This is a genomic window from Mesorhizobium sp. M0626, assembly GCF_040320665.1.
Taxonomy (GTDB): domain Bacteria; phylum Pseudomonadota; class Alphaproteobacteria; order Rhizobiales; family Rhizobiaceae; genus Mesorhizobium.
Genome location: NZ_JAMYQD010000002.1, coordinates 206,308 through 224,851, shown reverse-complemented (window position 1 = coordinate 224,851; position 18,544 = coordinate 206,308). Strand labels below are relative to the sequence as shown.

The 18,544-nt window shown below is 62.9% G+C and carries 17 protein-coding genes, 1 other RNA gene and 2 pseudogenes; 13 read left to right on the top strand and 7 right to left on the bottom strand.

Annotated elements, in window-relative coordinates; genetic code table 11:
• Window positions 1-203: 203 nt before the first annotated feature.
• From NKI37_RS03160 to NKI37_RS03145, 4 genes and pseudogenes are all read left to right on the top strand, one after another.
• Window positions 204-1,613: an FAD-binding oxidoreductase gene (locus NKI37_RS03160; RefSeq protein ID WP_023714754.1), complete on the top strand. Its 1,410-nt coding sequence runs from the start codon at window positions 204-206 to the stop codon at window positions 1,611-1,613.
• A 65-nt stretch (window positions 1,614-1,678) separates the two neighbouring features.
• The gene (locus NKI37_RS03155; protein WP_155927131.1) at window positions 1,679-2,113 is read left to right on the top strand and encodes a hypothetical protein; all 435 of its coding nucleotides are present in this window, start codon (window positions 1,679-1,681) and stop codon (window positions 2,111-2,113) included.
• Window positions 2,114-2,270: 157 nt separating this feature from the next.
• Window positions 2,271-6,224, top strand: coding sequence for an AsmA family protein (locus tag NKI37_RS03150; protein WP_352790008.1), 3,954 nt, complete (start codon window positions 2,271-2,273; stop codon window positions 6,222-6,224).
• Window positions 6,225-6,377: 153 nt separating this feature from the next.
• A pseudogene (locus NKI37_RS03145) lies at window positions 6,378-7,013 on the top strand (CBS domain-containing protein); the annotation flags it as partial.
• Here the strand turns inward: NKI37_RS03145 and NKI37_RS03140 are convergent.
• From NKI37_RS03140 to NKI37_RS03125, 4 genes are all read right to left on the bottom strand, one after another.
• Window positions 7,010-7,237 carry a ribbon-helix-helix domain-containing protein gene (locus NKI37_RS03140; protein WP_023729323.1) on the bottom strand — a complete coding sequence of 76 codons (228 nt, stop codon included), beginning with the start codon at window positions 7,235-7,237 and terminating at the stop codon, window positions 7,010-7,012. The pseudogene NKI37_RS03145 and the gene NKI37_RS03140 overlap by 4 nt on opposite strands.
• A 13-nt stretch (window positions 7,238-7,250) precedes the next feature.
• Entirely contained in the window at window positions 7,251-7,445 is a 195-nt protein-coding gene (locus NKI37_RS03135) for a DUF4169 family protein (RefSeq protein ID WP_023667420.1), read from the bottom strand.
• Between the two features lie 18 nt (window positions 7,446-7,463).
• The gene (locus NKI37_RS03130; protein WP_023667419.1) at window positions 7,464-8,009 is read right to left on the bottom strand and encodes an SspB family protein; all 546 of its coding nucleotides are present in this window, start codon (window positions 8,007-8,009) and stop codon (window positions 7,464-7,466) included.
• Between the two features lie 130 nt (window positions 8,010-8,139).
• Window positions 8,140-8,823 carry a TetR/AcrR family transcriptional regulator gene (locus tag NKI37_RS03125; protein ID WP_023668320.1) on the bottom strand — a complete coding sequence of 228 codons (684 nt, stop codon included), beginning with the start codon at window positions 8,821-8,823 and terminating at the stop codon, window positions 8,140-8,142.
• A gap of 187 nt (window positions 8,824-9,010) precedes the next feature.
• Here NKI37_RS03125 and NKI37_RS03120 point away from each other — a divergent pair, with 187 nt between their 5' ends.
• Window positions 9,011-10,216: a multidrug effflux MFS transporter gene (locus tag NKI37_RS03120; RefSeq protein WP_023682099.1), complete on the top strand. Its 1,206-nt coding sequence runs from the start codon at window positions 9,011-9,013 to the stop codon at window positions 10,214-10,216.
• Between the two features lie 211 nt (window positions 10,217-10,427).
• On the opposite strand, the gene ssrA is transcribed toward NKI37_RS03120, so the two are convergent.
• Window positions 10,428-10,786, bottom strand: a transfer-messenger RNA (tmRNA) gene (gene ssrA / locus NKI37_RS03115).
• A 168-nt stretch (window positions 10,787-10,954) separates the two neighbouring features.
• Here ssrA and NKI37_RS03110 point away from each other — a divergent pair.
• Window positions 10,955-11,266 (top strand): DUF2853 family protein, encoded by a 312-nt coding sequence (locus tag NKI37_RS03110; RefSeq protein ID WP_023668323.1) that lies wholly within the window; start codon window positions 10,955-10,957, stop codon window positions 11,264-11,266.
• Between the two features lie 341 nt (window positions 11,267-11,607).
• Window positions 11,608-12,402 (top strand): thymidylate synthase, encoded by a 795-nt coding sequence (locus NKI37_RS03105; RefSeq protein WP_023733849.1) that lies wholly within the window; start codon window positions 11,608-11,610, stop codon window positions 12,400-12,402.
• Window positions 12,403-12,430: 28 nt separating this feature from the next.
• On the opposite strand, the pseudogene NKI37_RS03100 reads toward NKI37_RS03105, so the two are convergent.
• Window positions 12,431-12,628: pseudogene (locus tag NKI37_RS03100) on the bottom strand (TOBE domain-containing protein).
• A 156-nt stretch (window positions 12,629-12,784) separates the two neighbouring features.
• On the opposite strand from NKI37_RS03100, the gene modA reads away from it, so the two are divergent.
• From modA to NKI37_RS03080, 4 genes are all read left to right on the top strand, one after another.
• A complete protein-coding gene (gene modA, locus NKI37_RS03095) occupies window positions 12,785-13,582 on the top strand; it encodes a molybdate ABC transporter substrate-binding protein (RefSeq protein ID WP_352741349.1) in 798 nt (265 codons plus the stop codon).
• Window positions 13,583-13,597: 15 nt separating this feature from the next.
• Window positions 13,598-14,302, top strand: a complete 705-nt coding sequence (gene modB, locus NKI37_RS03090; RefSeq protein WP_023667413.1) for a molybdate ABC transporter permease subunit — start codon at window positions 13,598-13,600, stop codon at window positions 14,300-14,302.
• A complete protein-coding gene (modC, locus tag NKI37_RS03085) occupies window positions 14,299-15,411 on the top strand; it encodes a molybdenum ABC transporter ATP-binding protein (protein ID WP_352790005.1) in 1,113 nt (370 codons plus the stop codon). Before modB ends, modC begins: the two co-directional genes overlap by 4 nt.
• Window positions 15,412-15,480: 69 nt before the next feature.
• Window positions 15,481-15,822, top strand: a complete 342-nt coding sequence (locus NKI37_RS03080) for a winged helix-turn-helix domain-containing protein (protein WP_023667411.1) — start codon at window positions 15,481-15,483, stop codon at window positions 15,820-15,822.
• A gap of 202 nt (window positions 15,823-16,024) precedes the next feature.
• On the opposite strand, the gene cobF is transcribed toward NKI37_RS03080, so the two are convergent.
• On the bottom strand, window positions 16,025-16,798 hold the full coding sequence (gene cobF / locus NKI37_RS03075) for a precorrin-6A synthase (deacetylating) (RefSeq protein WP_352790002.1): 774 nt from the start codon (window positions 16,796-16,798) through the stop codon (window positions 16,025-16,027).
• Between the two features lie 147 nt (window positions 16,799-16,945).
• Here cobF and NKI37_RS03070 point away from each other — a divergent pair, with 147 nt between their 5' ends.
• Together NKI37_RS03070 and NKI37_RS03065 are read left to right on the top strand one after the other, a co-directional pair.
• A complete protein-coding gene (locus NKI37_RS03070) occupies window positions 16,946-17,968 on the top strand; it encodes a DUF4424 domain-containing protein (protein ID WP_352789999.1) in 1,023 nt (340 codons plus the stop codon).
• Window positions 17,968-18,486 (top strand): dihydrofolate reductase, encoded by a 519-nt coding sequence (locus NKI37_RS03065; protein ID WP_352789996.1) that lies wholly within the window; start codon window positions 17,968-17,970, stop codon window positions 18,484-18,486. The genes NKI37_RS03070 and NKI37_RS03065 overlap by 1 nt, the downstream gene beginning before the upstream one ends.
• Window positions 18,487-18,544: the final 58 nt, after the last annotated feature.

The window sequence follows — 18,544 nt, the reverse complement described above, 5'->3', positions numbered from 1 at the left end:
GCTGGACCGAGTTCAGGGGCTGGACAGGGCGTGGACGCTGAGACTAGAGCGGTTCACCGTCTCGCGGAAACGGTGAACCGCTTTAGTTTTTGTTTTGACGCAATCCCGGACGGAAAACCGCTTCACACTTTTCCTGGAATTGCGTCATGTGCATCCATAATCGCATAACAAGCGTGGACGCTGGTCCATTCGCGGAGGAATTCATGGCTCTGAGCGACCTAAATCCGGTCGAACGCAACGAGGAAGGCATCGCCGTCGTGCTCGGCATTCTCAAGCAGCAGCTCGGCGAACGCTTCCAGACCGGCGCGGCGATCCGCTCGCAGCATGCGCACACCACCACCTATATTCCGACGCAGGCGCCGGACGGTGTCGCCTTCCCGGAGACGACGGACGAGGTGCAGGAGATCGTGCGCGCCTGCGCCGCGCACCGCGTGCCGGTCATCGCCTTCGGCGTCGGTTCCTCGCTGGAGGGCCACACCAACGCGCCGGGCGGCGGCATCTCGGTCGACACCTCGCGCATGAACCGCATCCTGGCGGTCAACCCGGAGGATCTCGACTGCACGGTCGAGCCTGGCGTAACGCGCGAGGATTTGAATCGGCACCTGCGCGATACCGGCCTGTTCTTCCCCATCGATCCCGGCGCCAATGCCTCGCTCGGCGGCATGGCGGCAACGCGGGCCTCCGGCACCAATGCGGTGCGCTACGGCACGATGCGCGAGAACGTGCTGTCGCTGACAGCTGTCATGGCTGATGGCGAGACGGTGACGACCGGCAAGCGGGCGAAGAAGAGCTCGGCCGGCTACGATCTGACGCGGCTTCTGGTCGGCTCGGAAGGCACGCTCGGCATCATCACCTCGCTGACCTTGAAGCTGCAAGGCATTCCGCAGGCGATCTCCGGCGGCGTCTGCCCGTTTCCGAGCCTCGAGGCAGCTTGCAACGCGGTGATCGCGACCATCCAGATGGGCATTCCGGTGGCGCGCATCGAACTGGTGAATGGACTGCAGATGCGGGCGATGAAGAATTACTCGAAGCTCGATTACCCCGAGAGCCCGTGCCTGTTCGTCGAGTTCCACGGCAGCGATGCCGGTGTCGCCGAACAGGCCGAAACCTTCGGTGCCATTGCTGAAGACAATGGCGGCGGGCCATTCCTTTGGACCAGCGTCGCCGAGGAGCGCACGAAACTCTGGAAAGCCAGGCACGATGCTTATTGGGCGTCGCTGACGCTACGGCCGGGCGCCAAGGGCCTTTCGACCGATGTCTGCGTGCCGATCTCGCGGCTGGCCGAATGCGTTGCCGAAACCGAGGCCGACATTGCCGAGATGGGCCTGGTTGCGCCGATCGTCGGCCATGCCGGCGACGGCAATTTCCATGTGCTGGTGCTGATGGATGTCAACGACCCCAAAGAGATCGCGCTGGCGGAGAAATTCGTCTCGCGGCTGAACATGCGGGCGATCGCCATGGACGGCACCTGCACCGGCGAACACGGCATCGGCCAGGGCAAGATCGGCTTCCTGCGCCATGAGCTCGGCCATGGTGTCGACATCATGCGCTCCATAAAAAAAGCGCTCGACCCGCAAGACATCATGAACCCAGGCAAGATATTACCTGCATAGCCGAAATGTGAGGAGCGGCAATGGATACCCTGATTATAAGGGCATCGCTTGGCAAGACACTGTTATTGCTGTCGGCCAGCCTCTTCTTTGTCCTGGCCTGCGCTTTCCTGATTTATGTCTCCGAGGACGGCGACACCGCCGGCCTTTGGTGGTGCGTGGCCTTTTTCGGGCTGGTCGCGTTGGTGTTTGCCTGGCAGCTTGTGCGGCCGCAGATTCTGGTGCTGAACGGACAAGGTTTCAGTCTCGGCGGAGGCCTTGTTCGATCGCCCAACCTGGTCCCCTGGAAGAATATCGAAAGCTTCTTCGTCGTCCATCGCCGGCGCAGGATAGGCGATATGATCGGGTACAATTTCGCACCGGGGGTCAAGAAAAGCTCCGTCATGGGCAGCGTGACCAAAAGCCTCGGCGCCGAAGCCGCATTACCGCAGGGCTGGACATTGTCGCCTGAGGAGATGGTGGTGCTGCTGAACGAATATCGCCGACGGGCCATGGCAGGATAGTCTCTTGCGCACAGGCCGGACCGCGGTCAAAGGCGTCCAAAAATCTCTGCTCTTCCAGATACATCAGAGATCAAGCAACTCTGGATGAATTGCCTCTTTATCGACACGCTGATGCGGGTAGAGTGCGGCTGACTTTCAATCAACCCGTTCGGAGCTGATGCTCGCACGCCTGTTCGTGATCTTCGGTGGCTTGTTTGTGCTGGTGCTGGTTGCGGCGCTGGTGGTGCCGTATTTTGTCGATTGGACCGGGTACCGCGCCCAATTCGAGCGCGAGGCGAGCGCCATTCTCGGCCGCAAGGTGACGGTGCAAGGCGACGCCACGGCGCGGCTGTTGCCGTTCCCCTCGGTGACCTTCTCAAACGTCACGGTCGCCGGCGGCCCCGGCGGCCAGCCGGCAATGACCGTCGAGACCTTTTCGATGGACGCGGAACTGGCGCCGTTCCTGCGCGGCGAAGTGCTGATTTTCGACATGCGGCTGGTGCATCCGAAGGCGACGATCGACATCGCCGATAACGGCACGGTCGACTGGGCGATACGGCCGTCCTCGCCCTTCGATCTCAACCAGATCTCGATCGAGAAGCTCACGGTGACGGAGGGAGAAATTGCGCTCCGCCATGCCGCAGGCGGGCGCAGCCATCTGATTTCCGAGATCAATTCGACCATCTCTGCCAAGTCGCTGGCCGGGCCGTGGCGCATGGACGGAACGTTGCTGCTCGACGGACTGCGTTCGACGGTTGCGGCTTCGACCGGCAAGGCCGAAGGCAGCGGCCAGATGCGGCTGAGGCTCAAGGTCGATCCCGATGCCTATCCACTGGTCATCGAAACCGACGGCAATGCAGGCATCGTCAATGGGGCTGCCGTCTATTCCGGCCAGTTCAAGATTTCCGGCAACGACAAGAATTCGGCTACGCTGCGCGGCAGCGATGGTGAGGTTGTCGAGATCAATACGGGCAAGGTCAGCGCCGGCAAGCCCGATCCGGGCTTCCGGCTGAACGGCAAGTTCTCGCTTGATCACCAGAAGCTCGGCGTCGACGAATTCCGCTTCGAGACCGGGCCGCTCGACAATCCCTACACAGCCGACGGCAAGGCTTCGGTCGATCTCGGCCTTAGGCCGAACTTCGCCATCGAGGCCAATGGCGCGCAGGTGCAACTGGACGAGGCGGTGGGCGCTGAGAAGGGCGCCGGCCTGACGCTGGACCAGCGCATTGCCGGAATCGAGCAGGCGCTGCTCGAACTGCCGAAGCCGAGCATCCCCGGCACTGTCGAGGTCAAGCTGCCGGCGGTGGTGGCCGGCGACACCACGGTGCGCGACGTGCATCTCTCGGCCGAGCCGGTCGAGGGCGGCTGGTCGGTGAAATCGCTGGCCGCGACCTTGCCCGGGCGCACGACGCTGGAAGCCAGCGGCATGCTCAGCGTCGAAGATCATTTCGGTTTCAGCGGCTCCATGCTGCTGGCGGTGGCGCAGCCTTCCGGCTTTGCTGCCTGGTTGTCGAAAGATGTCGACGAGGCGATCCGCCGGCTGCCGGCCGCCGGCTTCAAGGCCAAGGTGGAGCTGTCGGAGAAGCGCCAGGCGTTCAGCGATCTCGAACTGATCCTCGGCAAGTCGAAGTTCACCGGCCGCATCGATTCCAACCAGCCCGACGACGCCAAGTCCTCGGTGCTGATGCGGCTCGAGGGCGGCGAACTCGATGTCGACGGGCTGACGGCCTTCGCCTCGATCTTCGTCAGCCACAAGGGCGCCAACCGCTTTTCCGACCGTGACCTCGATTTTCAGATCAAGGCAGGGCCGGTCAATGCCGGCGGGCTCACCGCCGACACGGTCGATACCGCGCTCCGGCTCCGCGACGGGCTGCTCGAAATCGACCGGCTGTCGATTGGCGGCCTTGCCGGCGCCTCGATCAGCGCCACCGGCCGGATCAAGGATTTTCCCGCAAGCCCGACCGGCAAGCTCGATGCCTCGGTGGTCGCCGTCGATCTGAAGCCGCTGATCGACATTGCCGCGCAACACTATCCCGACAATCTGATGCTGAAGGGACTGGCTGGCCGCACGGCCGCCTATCCTGAACTGTTCCAGGACGCGCGCGTCCATCTGGTGGCGAGCGCCGCCGACAATGGCGACGGCACCACCGGGCTGGCGGTGAGCGGACAAGGCAAGGCCGGCGGTTCGGGCTTTTCGGCGTCGCTGTCGGGCAAGGGGGCCGTAGGCCAGTTGCTTGACGCGCCGGTGACGCTGACCTTCAACGCCAAAAATCCCGACGCCACGGCGCTGCTGGCGCTCTACGGCCTGCCGGCGCTGCCGCTCGGCATGCTCGGCCAGGCAAGCACCGATATTTCGGCGAAAGGCACGCTCGGCGGCGGCCTGGCGACGAGCTTCAATTTCGCCGCCGACGACTTCAAGGCGACGTTCGACGGCACCGTTGCTCAGACGCCGCAAGGCGCCACCGCCAAGGGCAAGATCGGCCTCGACGCCTCCGACATCGAGCCTTGGCTGATGACGACCGGCGCCGGCCTGCCGGGCATGGGAACGGGCACCTCGACCTCGCTCAGCGCGGATGCCGATTTCGGCAGTGGCCTGCTGGTGTTGAGCGGTCTCAGCGGATCCATCAACGAGTCGGAGATTTCGGGCGACGTCAACATCGATGCGAAGCAGGGGCTGCCGCATTTTGCCGGTGCGCTGGCGCTCGACGAACTGGACCTCGACCCGATTGCGGTTGCGCTGTTCGGTGACCAGTCGTTCCTCAGCAGCAACGCGAACTGGCCGACGGCGCCATTCAGCCAGAAATCCAGCCTGCCGTTCAGCGCCGATCTCGATCTGACGACGGCGACGCTTGCCGCCGGACCGCTGGCGACAGCCTATGATGCGTCGCTGTCGTTGAAACTGGACCAGGAAGGCATCCGCGTTTCGGACCTGAAGGCAAAACTGCTCGGCGGCGCGCTCACCGGATTGTTCGAGTTGAAGAACACAGACGGCACGGGGCTGTTCTCCGGCCAGATGAGGCTTGCCGGCGCCGACCTGGCGACTGTGCTGCCGGCTGCCGGATTGAGTGGCAACGGCGATTTCTCGACAGGGCTGTCGACCAGCGGCAAATCGGTCGACGCGATGATTGCCGCACTCTCCGGCTCGGGCACGGCGGCGCTGAAAGGCCTCACCATTGCCGGCGTCAATCCCGATGCCTTCGGCGCGTTGATTGCCAAGGCCGATGCGATCGGGCGCGACATCGACGTGGCCAAGACCGCGGGCTTTGCACCTGAGATCGCTGGCGACGGCAGCTTTGCTGCCGGCGATGCCGACATCGCCTTCACGGTCGCCGGCGGCACGTTGCGGGCACCACCGATCAAATTCGAAAACCAGGCGGCGACGCTGTCTGCCGACATCACGGCCGACCTCAACACCGGCACCGTCGCCACCAAGGGCGCTGTCACCTACAAGCCTGGCGACGAGGCGCTGATCGGCTCCGATCCGACGGTCAATTTCAGCGTCGATGGGCCGTTCGGGGCGCTGAAGAAGCAGTTCGACAGCGAGCCGCTGGCGCAATTTTTGACCCAGCGCGCGCTGGAAAAGGAGCAGCAGCGGGTCGAGGCTATGCAGGCCGCACTGCTCGAGAAGCAGCGGCTGCGGCGCGAGGTGCGCTACTACGCCGCCCTGCAGACCGAGCGCGACAACGCCGCCGAGGAATTGCGCAAGCAGGAGGAAGCGGCACGGCTCAAAGCCGAGGCCGACGCCAAGGCGAAGGCACAGGCCGATGCGAAGGCACAGGACGAAGCGGATGCCAAGGCCAAGGCGGATGCCGAAGCAAAGGCCGATGCCGATGCGAAAGCGCAGGCAGAGGCTGACGCAAAGGCCAAGGCAGATGCGGACGCGAAAGCCCAGGCGGAAGAGCAGGCTGCCGAAGACGCCGCCAAGGCCGAGGACGAACGGAAGAAGGCCGAACAGGCTCGGATCGCTTCGCAGGAAAAAGCCAGGCTGGAGGCCGAGCGCAAGGCTCAGGAGCAGGCGCCGAAGGTCGACCGCTCACTTCCCGGTGTCAGTGACGGTTCGGCCCCGGCGCCGCCGAAGCCCAGGACAAATCCGTTCTCCGTCGACAATCTGCTGAAGTCGCTGGGCAATTAGGCACCCGCATCGCCGACGGCACCGGTCCGCGACTTGCGGACTATTGCTTGTGACGGGTCAGCAGGCGTCCCAGCATCGGTTCGATGCGCTTGAGCTCATCGAGATGCGCGGCGGACAATTCGGCAAGACGGTCTTCGGCGTGTTCGGTCAAGCTTTGCGGTCGAACTCACCGGCAACACCCATGTGCTGGTGCCGTTGATCGCCGCTTGCGCGGCCGCTCACGCCGTCACCGTGCTGTTGATGAAGCGGTCGATCCTGACGGAAAAGATTGCCAGGCGAGGGCATCATCTGGTTCGAGAATATCGTGTCGATCCGTTCGCGCTCACCAGGGTGCGCGAGGTCATGACCGCGCAGGTGGAGAGCGTGCCGGCGACGATGACGCTCCATGGCGCAGCCGCCTTCCTGACCGCGCCCCAGACGCGGCATCCGAGCTTTCCCGTCGTCAGCGAAGACGGCCAGGTGCTTGGCGTCATCGATCCGCCGGCGATCCTGCGCTGGAGGCGCGCGGGCGAGCACCGCACCACGACGCTTGGCGAATTGCTTGCCGGCGGCAAGCTCACGCTTGCCTATCCGGACGAGTATCTCGAGGGGCTTTCCGACAAGCTGCTGATGGCCAATGTCTCGCATCTGCCGGTTGTCGCGCGCGAGGACGCGCGGCTGGTCGGCTATGTCGGCTGGAAAGATCTGATGCGCGTCCGGTCGAAGAAGCTTGCCGAGGAATGTGATCGCTCGACGCTCCTGGGATTTGGCACCCGCCGCAAGAAACAGGACGCGGTCATAAAGGCCTAAGAAGTTCTGGCGTCGCGCTTGGCCCAGTCCAGCACGTGGAGCCTGAGCGCCGAGGACAGGTTGGCATCGCGCGGTCTTGTTTCGTCGATTTCGGCGACCAGGGCAGCAAGCGTCAGCTTGCGCGCGGCGGCGATGGCGAGGAGATCGTCGTAAAAGGGTTTTTCGAGGGAATAGCTGGTGCGATGGCCGCGGATGGTCACGGAGCGTTTTTCGACCGGGCTCACCGCAGGCGGTCCATCAATCGCCCTGGTCTTCCGGGCGTTCGCGGCGGTGGCCGGCGACGAATTTTTCGGCCTTGTCCGATGTCAGACGGTCACGAGTTCTTTCGGCTTTGGAACGGCCGTGCAGAGCGCGGTTCTCGCCGGCGAGCTTTTCCTTTTCGGTGCGCGCCTTCTGCTTGCGGACCTGGCGAAGGTTGACGATTTCGCCCATGTCGCGCCGACCGTCCCGCTACTTCTTGCGGAAGGCGTCGAGCGACACGACGTCGGCGCCCTTGCCGGCGGCGGCATCGGCCACGGCGGGCTTTTTCTCCGCCTCAGTGGCAGCTGCCTTCTTCTCGGCCTTCGGCTTTTTCTCGGAGACGATAGCCAAAGGCTCGGCAGCCGGCTGGGCGGCTGCATCGTCTTCCGCCGGGACGTCGGTCTTAACGTCGAATTCGAGTTCGAAATTGACCGATGGGTCGTAGAAGCCGCGTACGGCCGAGAACGGGATTTCCAGCTTCTCCGGCACGTCGGAGAAGGACAGCCCGACCTCGAAGCCGGTATCGGTCACCTTGAGGTCCCAATACTGGAACTGGATGACGATGGTCATCTGTTCGGGATAGCGCTCGCGCAGCCTGGAGGACACCCGCACGCCCGGCGCGCCGGTCAGGAATGTGATGAAGAAATGATGATTGCCGGGAAGGCCGGTGCGCGCGACTTCGGCCAGGACCTTGCGCATGACGCCGCGCAATGCCTCCTGGGCCAGAATGTCGTAGCGGATGTGGTCGTCGGCCATGTGCTGGTCGGGTTCCGTTGAATCGTCCGCATAGCTGTAATCAAGCTTGAGCGCGGCGTAAACCGGATATAGATCGCTGATGCGCCGAAGCGAAGCCCGTAACGGACGATTTGATCGCCTGCTTTGGCGTTCAGGCGCTGGCCAGCTGTTTTTCCACCGCTGCCGCTGATCTGCGCTTGCCGAAGGCGCGCAGGAATGTGCGCACGCCGTGGGTCGCGGATTGCAGCACTTCATCTTCCGACGGCATGCCGCCTAGCATGAAGGTGGTCTGCAGTTCGGCGTTGGCTAGCGCCAGGAACTGGCGTGCGGCGACATCGGGATCGTCGACCGCGAGATGACCGGCATGGGCGAGGCGGGCAAAACGGGCGGCAAGTGCCGGCCAAGTCCGGCCCGGCCCCTGGTCGCGCCATTCGGCGAAGAGCTCGGGATAGCGCTCGCCTTCGGTCTGGATCAGCTTGCGCAGGAAGCGTCCGTCGCGGTTGCAGATGCAGTTCTGATTCATGCGCACGGCAAAGCCAATCAGGTCGGCTTCCAGATCCTTCGGCTGGTCTGGGAAAGAGGCGAAGGTGGCGAAGATGCCGGCATTGCAGCGCTCCGTCAGATCGCGCACCACAGCCATGAAGAGCTTTTCCTTGTCGCGGTGGTGATTATAGATGGTCTGGCGCGACACGCCGGCCTCCACCGCGATCAGGTCGATATTCGCGCCGGCAAAGCCTTCCCGGCAAAAGACCGAAGCCGCCGCATCGATAATCGACATACGCTTGGCCTCGTGGCCGCGTGGCGGGAAAATGTCAGGAGAAACGGCAAGCTTCATAGAAATCTATATAGAGGTGATTGACGAATTAGACAAGGCTGTCTAAATTTGTGGACACAATAAATGGGAATTCGCTCCGTAGAGACGAATAATCTCGCTCTGAGCCGTCGGATTTCAACGGGATGGAACGTCCTAGGGTTAGTCGTCGCGTTGGCGGCGCCAACCAGACTTGAAAGAAGCCTTTATCATGAGTCCCAAATTCCTCCGCATCGCGGTCGTGCTCGGCCTGTTGTCCGCTATCGGCCCCTTCGCCATCGACATGTATCTGCCGGCGTTGCCTTCGATCGGCGAAGATCTGCATGCCGGCACCGCCGCCGTTCAGATGAGCCTTTTGATCTTCTTCCTGTCGATGGGCTTCGGCCAGATCGTCGTCGGACCGATCTCCGACATGGTCGGCCGCAAGCTGCCGCTTTACGGCGGCCTTGCGCTGTTCATGGTCGGCGGCATTGGTTCGGCCATGAGCCCGACCATCGAATGGCTGATCGCCTTCCGCTTCCTGCAGGGGCTGGGCGCCAGCGCCGGCATGGCGGTGCCGCGCGCCATCGTGCGCGACCTGCACACCGGCACCGAAGCCGCCAAGCTGATGTCGCTGCTGATGCTGGTGTTTTCGGTGTCGCCGATCCTGGCGCCGCTGACCGGCAGCCAGATCATCGAGAATTTCGGCTGGCGCGCCGTGTTCTGGACGGTGACGGGCGCGGCCCTGCTGGCCACCATTCTGCTGGCGACCTCGCTGAAGGAGACGCGGCCGGCGGAAGAACGCGTCGGTTCCTCCTTCGGAACCGCACTCGCCGGCTATCGCTTCCTCATGGGTGACCGCAATTTCCTCGGCCTGGTGGCGATCGCCGGCTTCGGCATCGCCAGCTTCTTCGTCTACCTCTCGAGTTCGTCCTTCATCCTGATCGACCATTACGGGCTGTCGCCTTCCGTCTACAGCGTGTTCTTCTCGATCAATGCGGTGGCCTTCATCGGCATGTCGCAACTGACGGGGATGCTGTCGGAGCGCTTCGGGCTGAAGCGCGTCGTCTGGGTGGCGGTAACCGGCTATGCCACGACGATGGTTGTGCTGTTCGCAGTCATGGCAACCGGCGTCGACCGGCTCGATGTTATGGCGGCACTGCTGTTCGTCGGCTACGGCTTCCTTGGCCTGGTCATCCCGACGACGTCGGTGCTGGCCATGGAAGAGCATGGCGAGATCGCCGGCACGGCCTCGGCGCTGATGGGCACGCTGCACTTCGCCATCGGTGCGCTGGCGATGGGCGTCGCCGGCATCTTCTTCGACGGCACCCCGCTGCCCATGGTGGCCGGCATCACGCTCTGCGCGGTGATCTCGTTCACGCTGGCCAAACTGACGCTTGGCCGCTCGCGCGAAGCCGTTGAAGCGCCGGCCGAGTAAGCTGACCGCAATCGACCGGAAAGGCCGGGTCATCCCGGCCTTTTTCACGTCTGGGGTAATCCGGCCCCGGCCAGAACCACGGCCTTCGACCGACGCCGGCGGCAAATTGCACCAGCTCATGGCTCAATTTGTGTAGGCTTCGCGGCCCATCGTCATGCGAAATCCGGCCAGCGGCAGCCGGCATTGAGCGTACGATATCGAGGAGGGGAGAAGTGGAGGTTTCTGTTGCCAGGTACCTCCGAACCCCGCCTAGAAGTGCGAACCTCTAGGGCTTGATTTGAAGCTATCGCACCGCTTACGCGGCGAGACGTGCTTCCGCATAGTTGTCATTTGCAACTACAGGTTTAGCCCGATGACGGTGGTACCATGCCGGGCAAAAGTACGATCTTTACACCTTCGTCGATCCTATTTCGCCCCCAGCAACAGCCGCTCTGATCACAGAGCGGTTCTTGGTGGAGGCGCCGGGTACCGCCCCCGGGTCCGAACGGCTTATTACATCGCCCATTTATCGCCATAGTCGGTCAAGCCGACAAAACGAATATAGGGGGGCGGCGCACAAAATGAAAGGCCGCAATGGCACTTCTTGGCCGCACCAAACTGCGGCGCCGAGGGTTGACTCGCGCGCGGTCTCAACCGAAGCTTTGCGATGGTGAGGAGCATCGACATAGCGCACAAGTTGCGGCAGCGCGCCACAGCCCTCATCGATCGGATCCCGTGGCGCCGACATGGGGAAATTTGATGGCCGATTATCTCGCAGACGTGAAGAAATACGACGCCGCCGCAAATGCCGATGTGGTTGCCAAGATTGTGAAACATCTGGGCATCGCGCTGCGCAACCGCGATTCCTCGCTGGTATCCTGCACCGACCCCAAGGAATTGGAGCGCGTCAAGACCAACTGGGTTGCCAAGAAACTCGGCGTGACCGACGGGGCGAAAGCCGACTCAGCGATCGAGAAGACCTGCAAGGCGTTGGCCGCCGACAGCTCCAAGAGCCGCGTGACTTTCTACTATCTGGTCGCCAAGGATCTGGGCAAGCTCGGCTCTTTGTAGAGATTATTGCCGATAGGCAGAGCGCGCGTTTGATTTTGCTCCTCACCGTAGGTCAGCACCGCCCCTCATTGCCCTGCCGGGCATTTCTCCCCGTATAGTGACGGGGAGAAAGGGCTGACCGCAGCCTTGGCTCTCTCTCTCGAACAAGCTTGTGATTGGCGAAACCGCTGATGACTGCGCCCCTCTCCCCGTCCCTATACGAGGAGAGGATGCCGGCAGGCAGGTGAGGGGCAGCGCCACCTCTTGAGAGATGGGGCAAGCCGCGTTCTGGTCCCTTTTGCTGTGTTCGGTCGGCGGCCAGTCGGTTATGGTGGCGGTAACCCCGAATCGAGGCGAAGCCGATGCGCCAGTATCTCGACCTTTTGCAGCATGTGCTGGACAATGGCGCCGATCGTGGCGACCGCACGGGCACCGGCACGCGTGGGGTGTTCGGGTACCAGATGCGCTTCGACCTGTCGCGCGGCTTTCCCGTCACCACCACCAAGAAGCTGCATCTGAAGTCGATCATCCATGAACTCCTGTGGTTCCTGGCCGGCGACACCAACATCAAATACCTTAGAGATCATGGCGTTTCGATCTGGGACGAATGGGCCGACGAGAATGGCGATCTCGGCCCGGTCTATGGCAAGCAGTGGCGCTCTTGGCCGGATGGCCGTGGCGGGTCGATCGACCAGATTGCCAATGTTCTGAAGGAGATACGCAGGAATCCGAATTCACGCCGGCTGATCGTTTCGGCGTGGAACCCGGCCGAAGTGGAGGCGATGGCGCTGCCGCCCTGCCACTGCCTGTTCCAGTTCTACGTCTCGGACGGCAAGCTGTCCTGCCAGCTCTACCAGCGCTCGGCCGACATTTTTCTCGGCGTACCCTTCAACATCGCTTCCTACGCGCTGCTGACCCTGATGGTGGCGCAGGTGACCGGGCTGAAGCCCGGCGAGTTCGTCCATACGCTGGGCGATGCGCATCTCTATTCCAACCATTTCGAGCAGGCGCGCGAGCAATTGCGGCGCACACCCAAGGCGCTGCCGACGCTGTGGATCAATCCGGAGGTGAAGGACCTGTTCGCCTTCCGCTTCGAGGATTTCCGGCTGGAAAACTATTTTGCCGACGCGTCGATCAAGGCGCCGATCGCGGTCTGATCCGTCCACCGTCAATCAATTCCGACCCTCAATCGATGTCGACCATGACGTCGGTTGCCTTGATCATGGCATAGGCTGCTTGCCTTTTTCGAGCTTGAGATCGGCAACGGCCTCGTTGGTGATCGAAGCGTGACGACGGAGCCGGCGACATCACCGCGGACAGGCGAGGTGCTTTGACGATCTCGACGATCGTTCCCTTGAGGATGTTGCGGGCGCTGATCTTCATCGGAGTTCCTTTCCGGGTTTCGGTGCACGTCCAAACCAGAACAATCGATGCCGAACATACGCTTTCGCAGGAGGCGGCCTTCCCTTGTTATATTCATCCAGATATATCGGTCGGCAGGAGTCGAGCCAGCAGATTTCAAGCCCAGGGAGAGTTTTCATGTTGGGGCACAAAGGTTTTGGTATGAGGGCAATCGCGATTGGCGGCTTTGCCGCAGCTCTGATGGCCGCGATGCCGGCGGCTCACGCGGGAGACAAGGTGATCGTGTTTGCCGCAGCCAGCCTCAAGGACGGGCTCGACGCCGTCACCAAGGCCTGCGAAGCCGATGTCGGTGAAGCGGCGACCGTCTCCTACGCCGCGAGCTCGGCCCTGGCCAAGCAGATCGAACTCGGGGCGCCCGCCGATGTGTTCATCTCGGCCGACCTCGACTGGATGAAATATCTCTCCGACAAGAAACTGACCAAGCCGGACACCGAGGTGAAACTGCTCGGCAACCAGATCGTGCTGGTGGCGCCGAAGGATTCCAAGGTCGAAACCAGGATCGAGAAAGGCTTCGACCTCGCCAAGCTGGTTGGCGACGGCAGGCTCGCCATGGGCGACGTCAAGGCGGTGCCGGCCGGCAAATACGGCAAGGCGGCACTTGAATCGCTCGGCGTCTGGTCGTCGGTCGAAGGCAAGGTGGCGCAGGCTGAGAATGTGCGCGCCGCGCTGAAGCTGGTTTCAACGGGCGAGGCCGCGCTCGGCATCGTCTATGCCACCGACGCGCATGCCGACAAGGGCGTCAAGGTGGTCGGCACCTTCCCGGAGGATTCGCACCCGCCGATCATCTATCCGGTTGCCCAGACCACCGATTCGAAGGACAAGGATACGCCGGCCTTCCTGAAGTGCCTGCAGTCCGCCAAGGCGGCGGAACTGTTTAGGGATCAGGGTTTCACCGTGCTCACGCCGAGCAATTAAGGTAGCGGCTGACGCATGAACTGGCTGCTGGACCTCACTCCCGACGAATGGAATGCGGTCCGGCTGTCGATCAAGGTGGCGACGGTGGCGATGCTGTTCAGCCTGCCGCCGGGCATCTTGATGGCGCTTTTGCTGGCCCGCGGAAAATTCTGGGGCAAGACGCTGCTCAACGGTGTGGTTCACCTGCCATTGATCCTGCCGCCGGTGGTGACAGGTTATCTCTTGCTGCTTACCTTCGGCCGGCGCGGGCCGGCGGGAGCGTTCCTGGCCGAGCATTTCGGCATCGTCTTCTCGTTTCGCTGGACCGGCGCCGCACTGGCCTGCGGTATCATGGGCTTTCCCCTGATGGTGCGGGCGATCCGGCTGTCGATCGAGGCGGTCGACCGCAAAATGGAGGCAGCGGCGGGAACGCTCGGCGCCAACCCGATTTGGGTCTTCGCCACCATCACGCTGCCGCTGATCCTGCCCGGGCTGATCGCCGGCTCGATCCTGTCCTTCGCCAAGGCGATGGGCGAGTTCGGCGCCACGATCACCTTCGTCTCCAACATTCCCAACGAGACGCAGACGCTGCCTTCGGCGATCTACACCTTCACGCAGGTGCCTGGCGGCGATGACGGGGCGCTCAGGCTGACGCTGATCTCCATCGTCATCTCGATGGCCGCATTGGTCGCCTCGGAAGTGCTGGCGCGGCGCGTCGGCCGGCGGATGGACATCGAATGAGCGTGCTGGTGGACATCAGCCATCGGCTCGGCGGTTTCGCCGTCGACGCGCGTTTCGAAAGCGCCGGGCGGCTGACGGCGCTGTTCGGGCCATCGGGCTCCGGCAAGACGACGCTGATCAACGTGATCGCCGGCCTGATCCGGCCGACCAAGGGCCGTATCGCGGTCGACGGCTGTGTGCTGGTCGACACCGATGCCGGCATTTTCGTGCCGAAGCACAAGCGCCGGATCGGCATGGTGTTCCAGGACGCGCGGCTGTTTCCGCATATGAGCGTGGCCGGCAATCTGCGCTATGGCCGCTGGTTCACGCCACCGGCGGAGCGCTATGCGGATATCGACGCGGTCGTCGAACTGCTCGGCATCGGTCCTCTGCTCGACCGGCGACCGGCAAAGCTCTCGGGCGGCGAAAAGCAGCGCGTGGCGATCGGCCGGGCGCTGCTTGCCAGCCCGAAACTGCTGTTGATGGACGAGCCGCTGGCCTCGCTCGACGATGCGCGCAAAGCCGAGATCCTGCCCTATATCGAGCGGCTGCGCGACGAGACGAAGATCCCGATCGTCTATGTCAGCCATTCCGTCGCCGAAGTGGCGCGGCTGGCCAGCGACGTGGTGGTGATGGCGCAAGGCAAGGTCGCAGCCTCCGGTCCGACCGGCGCGATAATGCAACGGCTCGAATTGCTGCCGGCGGAGGAACGCGGCGAGGGCGGCGCGGTGCTCGACACCAAGGTGCTGCGCCATGATGAGATCTTCGGGATGACCGTGCTCGGCTCGGCGGCGGGCGAAATCCGGGTGCCGCTTCTGGCGGTCTCGGTCGGCGCGCCTGTGCGCATCCGAATCCGCGCCCGCGACGTGATGATCGCCACCGAACAGCCGAAAGGTCTCAGTGCGCTCAACATCCTGCCGGGCGCCATCGTCACAATCGGCTCGGGCGAGGGGCCGACGGTCGAAATCGGCATCGACTGCAATGGCGCAACCGTGCTTGCGCGCATTACCGAACAATCCAGGCAGGTACTGAACCTTCAACTCGGCGGCAAGGTCTTCGCGGTGATCAAGACGGTCAGTTTCGACCGTGCCAACACCGGCGCCGGGCTGCCGGCCGAAGCGGATGGCTGATAACCGCTATATCGTTTTGGAATAGCGCTATGGGTCGAGAGGGGCTAGTGTGACTGTGGAGGACAAGAGATGCCGTCGCTGAGCCTGCGGATAAATCTCGATCCGGACGGGCGCATAGGTCCGGGCAAGATCGAATTGCTGGAGCAGATCGCCACTTTCGGCTCGATCTCGGCTGCGGCACGCGGCATGGAGATGTCCTACAAGCACGCCTGGGATTTGGTGGAAGATATGAACCGTGTGTTCGGCAAGCCACTGGTCGCGGCGCAGACCGGCGGCAAAAAGGGCGGCGGCGCACAGCTGACCTCAGTTGGCCTTGCAGTTGTCAGCCGTTTTCGCGCTATCGAGCGCGCTGCGGCGGCAGCGGCGGCCACGCATATGGACGCCTTGCAGGCGGAGATCGATGCTGGGTGAGGGTTGAAGCTTGCGATCCGTCACACCCCCCTCTGTCCTGCCGGACATCTCCCCCGCAAGGGGGGAGATCAGCTAGCCCGTAGACGGGCGCTAATCTGTTAGGCGATTGGCGAAATCCTCCGTGACGGCCAATCTCCCCACTAGAGGGGGAGATGTCCGGCAGGACAGAGGGGGGCGCGAAGGAACTCGACCTTTGAGCGCGCTATTCCTCGGGCTCTCCTGCTTTACGCAGCAGATAGGTGTCCATGATCCAGCCCTTTCTTTTCCGGGCTTCTTCTCTCGTCCTCTCAATCTCCTCGCCGACATCACCCAGGCGACCGGAAACGATGATCTCGTCCGGTGTGCCGAGATAGGCGCCCCAATGGATGATCAGATCCTTGTCTGCCAGCGTGTTGAAGGCGCATTTGCCGTCGAGCATGACCACGGCGCTGCCGGCATAGTGCGGCATGCCTTGTTCGGCGAGGCGGCGGCCGGTGGTGATCAGCACGGGGTCGCCGATGCGGTTCAGCGCCATCTTGTGGCCGGCGGCGAGCGCCTGGACGGCGGTGATGCCGGGAATGACCTCCAATTCGAATGCGACATTGCCTCTGAGCCGTACGCGCTTGAGAATGCGCAGCGCGCTGTCATAGAGCGAGGGGTCGCCCCAGATCAGGAAGGCGCCGCAGCCGTCCTCGGCAAGTTCGTCGCGGACCAGGCTCTCATAGATCTGGGCGATGGCCTCGTGCCAGTCATCGACGGTCGAGCGATAGGAAGGCGCCGGCTCGGCGCGCACCGGCACGTCGAACTCGACGCGGCGCGATTTCGGATTGCTGACGAAACGGTCGCAGATATGGCGGCGCAATTCGGCAAGGTCGTTCTTCTTCGCCCCCTTGTCGGGGATAAACAGGACGTCCGCCCGGTTTAGGCCTGATATGGCCTGCACGGTCATATGGTCCGGATTGCCGGCGCCGATGCCGATGACGAGAAGCTTGCGCATGACGCGAACTCCTGCCCGATCGAAACCTGTTAGTCCAGACCGCCGATTGGCGTGTCCAGACACTGTGGCGTCCTGCTGGGAGACGGAAGGCTTTGAAACGCCACATTGAAACGGCTAGGGTCGCGGCATTCTTGGCGAGGGGCTTCGATGTTGCAATATGTTCTGTCCGTAGCGCTGGCGCTTTTAGCCGTGCCCGCGCTGGCCAATGATACGACCGCCGAACTCGGCACAGGTGGCCTGATCCTGTCGCGTAGCGACGCGGTGTCGATGCAAAGCGAGGATCTCTATATCTCGCCGGAAAAGATCACGGTCGACTACGTCTTCCACAACAACACCGACAAGGATGTAAATGCCATCGTCGCTTTTCCGCTGCCGGACATCGAAGGCAATCCGGAGGAAATGCCGGCCATCCCGGAAAACCAGAGCGACAATTTCCTTGGCTTCGAGGTGACGATCGACGGAGCGCCGGCAAAGCCGCAGCTCGAGCAGAAAGTGTTCGCTGTCGGCATCGATATCGGCGCCGATCTGAAGGCGCAGAACGTGCCGTTCAATCCGTTCGGCGATGCGGCCAAGGCGGCCCTGGCGAAGCTGCCGAAAACGGTTGCCGAGGATTGGGAAAACCGCGGCATCATCATCGAGGATACGGGCAGCGACGGTACCGAGGCGAACAAGGTCTATACGCCGTGGTGGCAGTTGCGCTCGACCTATTGGTGGCGCTCGACATTTCCGGCCAACAAGGATGTCCATGTCTCGCACCGCTACAAACCGAGCGTCGGCGGCACGTCATCGGTCAGTTTCTTCTATGACGGCAAGTTCTCCGAGGGCAGCCAATATACAAGCTACAAGACCCGGTTCTGCATGGACGACGCGTTCGAGGATGCGGTGCGCAAGGCGGCCAAGGACGATCCGGACGGTTATCCCAAGTTTTACGAGAACCGTATCGCTTATATCCTGACCACCGGCGGCAACTGGGCCAATGGCAGCATCGGCAAGTTCAAGCTAACCGTCGACAAGGGAAATCCGAAAGCGCTGATCTCGTTTTGCGGCGACAATGTCAAGAAGGTCGGGCCGACGACCTTCGAGACGGCGGCGCAGGATCTCTATCCCGAGCACAACATCGACATATTGCTTTTGGATCCGTCGGATGACGGCGCCGGGGGAGCCAACTGATGGACGTCGCGATCTATGTCGCCATTGCGCAGAACGGCGTCATCGGGCGCGACGGCGGCTTACCGTGGCGGCTGTCCACCGATCTCAAGCGCTTCAAGGCCGATACGATGGGCAAGCCCGTCATCATGGGCCGCAAGACTTATGAAGGCATCGGCAGGCCGCTGCCGGGCCGATTGAACATCGTGGTGACCCGCGACAAGGCCTGGCGCGCCGAGGGCATAGAGGTGGCGCACTCGCTGGAGGCAGCGATCCAGCTGGCCACGGTGCGCGGGCGTTGCATGGCCGGCGTCGACGAAATCTGCATCATCGGCGGCGGCGAGATCTATGCGCAGGCGCTGCCGCTGGCAGACCGGCTGCACGTCACCCATGTGCTGGCGGCGGTCGATGGCGACGCGCATTTTCCCGACATGGATCCGGATTTGTGGCGCCTTGTCAGCGCTCAGGACGTTCCGGCCGGTGAAAAGGACAGCCATGCGACGCGCTATTCGGTTTACGAGCGACGCCGCGGCGTGCATTGAGACGATAAAAGGGTCGCGAACGTCCAAAACGGACATGCTCGGCAGCGGATCGCGTTGA

Coding starts and splice junctions, on each gene's coding strand:
- NKI37_RS03110 (WP_023668323.1), top strand. CDS start 10,955: ATGGCCGATTATCTCGCAGACGTGAAGAAATACGACGCCGCCGCAAAT.
- NKI37_RS03125 (WP_023668320.1), bottom strand. CDS start 8,823: ATGAAGCTTGCCGTTTCTCCTGACATTTTCCCGCCACGCGGCCACGAG.
- NKI37_RS03150 (WP_352790008.1), top strand. CDS start 2,271: ATGCTCGCACGCCTGTTCGTGATCTTCGGTGGCTTGTTTGTGCTGGTG.
- NKI37_RS03130 (WP_023667419.1), bottom strand. CDS start 8,009: ATGGCCGACGACCACATCCGCTACGACATTCTGGCCCAGGAGGCATTG.
- cobF (WP_352790002.1), bottom strand. CDS start 16,798: ATGCGCAAGCTTCTCGTCATCGGCATCGGCGCCGGCAATCCGGACCAT.
- NKI37_RS03065 (WP_352789996.1), top strand. CDS start 17,968: ATGGACGTCGCGATCTATGTCGCCATTGCGCAGAACGGCGTCATCGGG.
- NKI37_RS03160 (WP_023714754.1), top strand. CDS start 204: ATGGCTCTGAGCGACCTAAATCCGGTCGAACGCAACGAGGAAGGCATC.
- NKI37_RS03105 (WP_023733849.1), top strand. CDS start 11,608: ATGCGCCAGTATCTCGACCTTTTGCAGCATGTGCTGGACAATGGCGCC.
- modA (WP_352741349.1), top strand. CDS start 12,785: ATGTTGGGGCACAAAGGTTTTGGTATGAGGGCAATCGCGATTGGCGGC.
- modB (WP_023667413.1), top strand. CDS start 13,598: ATGAACTGGCTGCTGGACCTCACTCCCGACGAATGGAATGCGGTCCGG.
- NKI37_RS03070 (WP_352789999.1), top strand. CDS start 16,946: ATGTTGCAATATGTTCTGTCCGTAGCGCTGGCGCTTTTAGCCGTGCCC.
- modC (WP_352790005.1), top strand. CDS start 14,299: ATGAGCGTGCTGGTGGACATCAGCCATCGGCTCGGCGGTTTCGCCGTC.
- NKI37_RS03080 (WP_023667411.1), top strand. CDS start 15,481: ATGCCGTCGCTGAGCCTGCGGATAAATCTCGATCCGGACGGGCGCATA.
- NKI37_RS03120 (WP_023682099.1), top strand. CDS start 9,011: ATGAGTCCCAAATTCCTCCGCATCGCGGTCGTGCTCGGCCTGTTGTCC.
- NKI37_RS03135 (WP_023667420.1), bottom strand. CDS start 7,445: ATGGGCGAAATCGTCAACCTTCGCCAGGTCCGCAAGCAGAAGGCGCGC.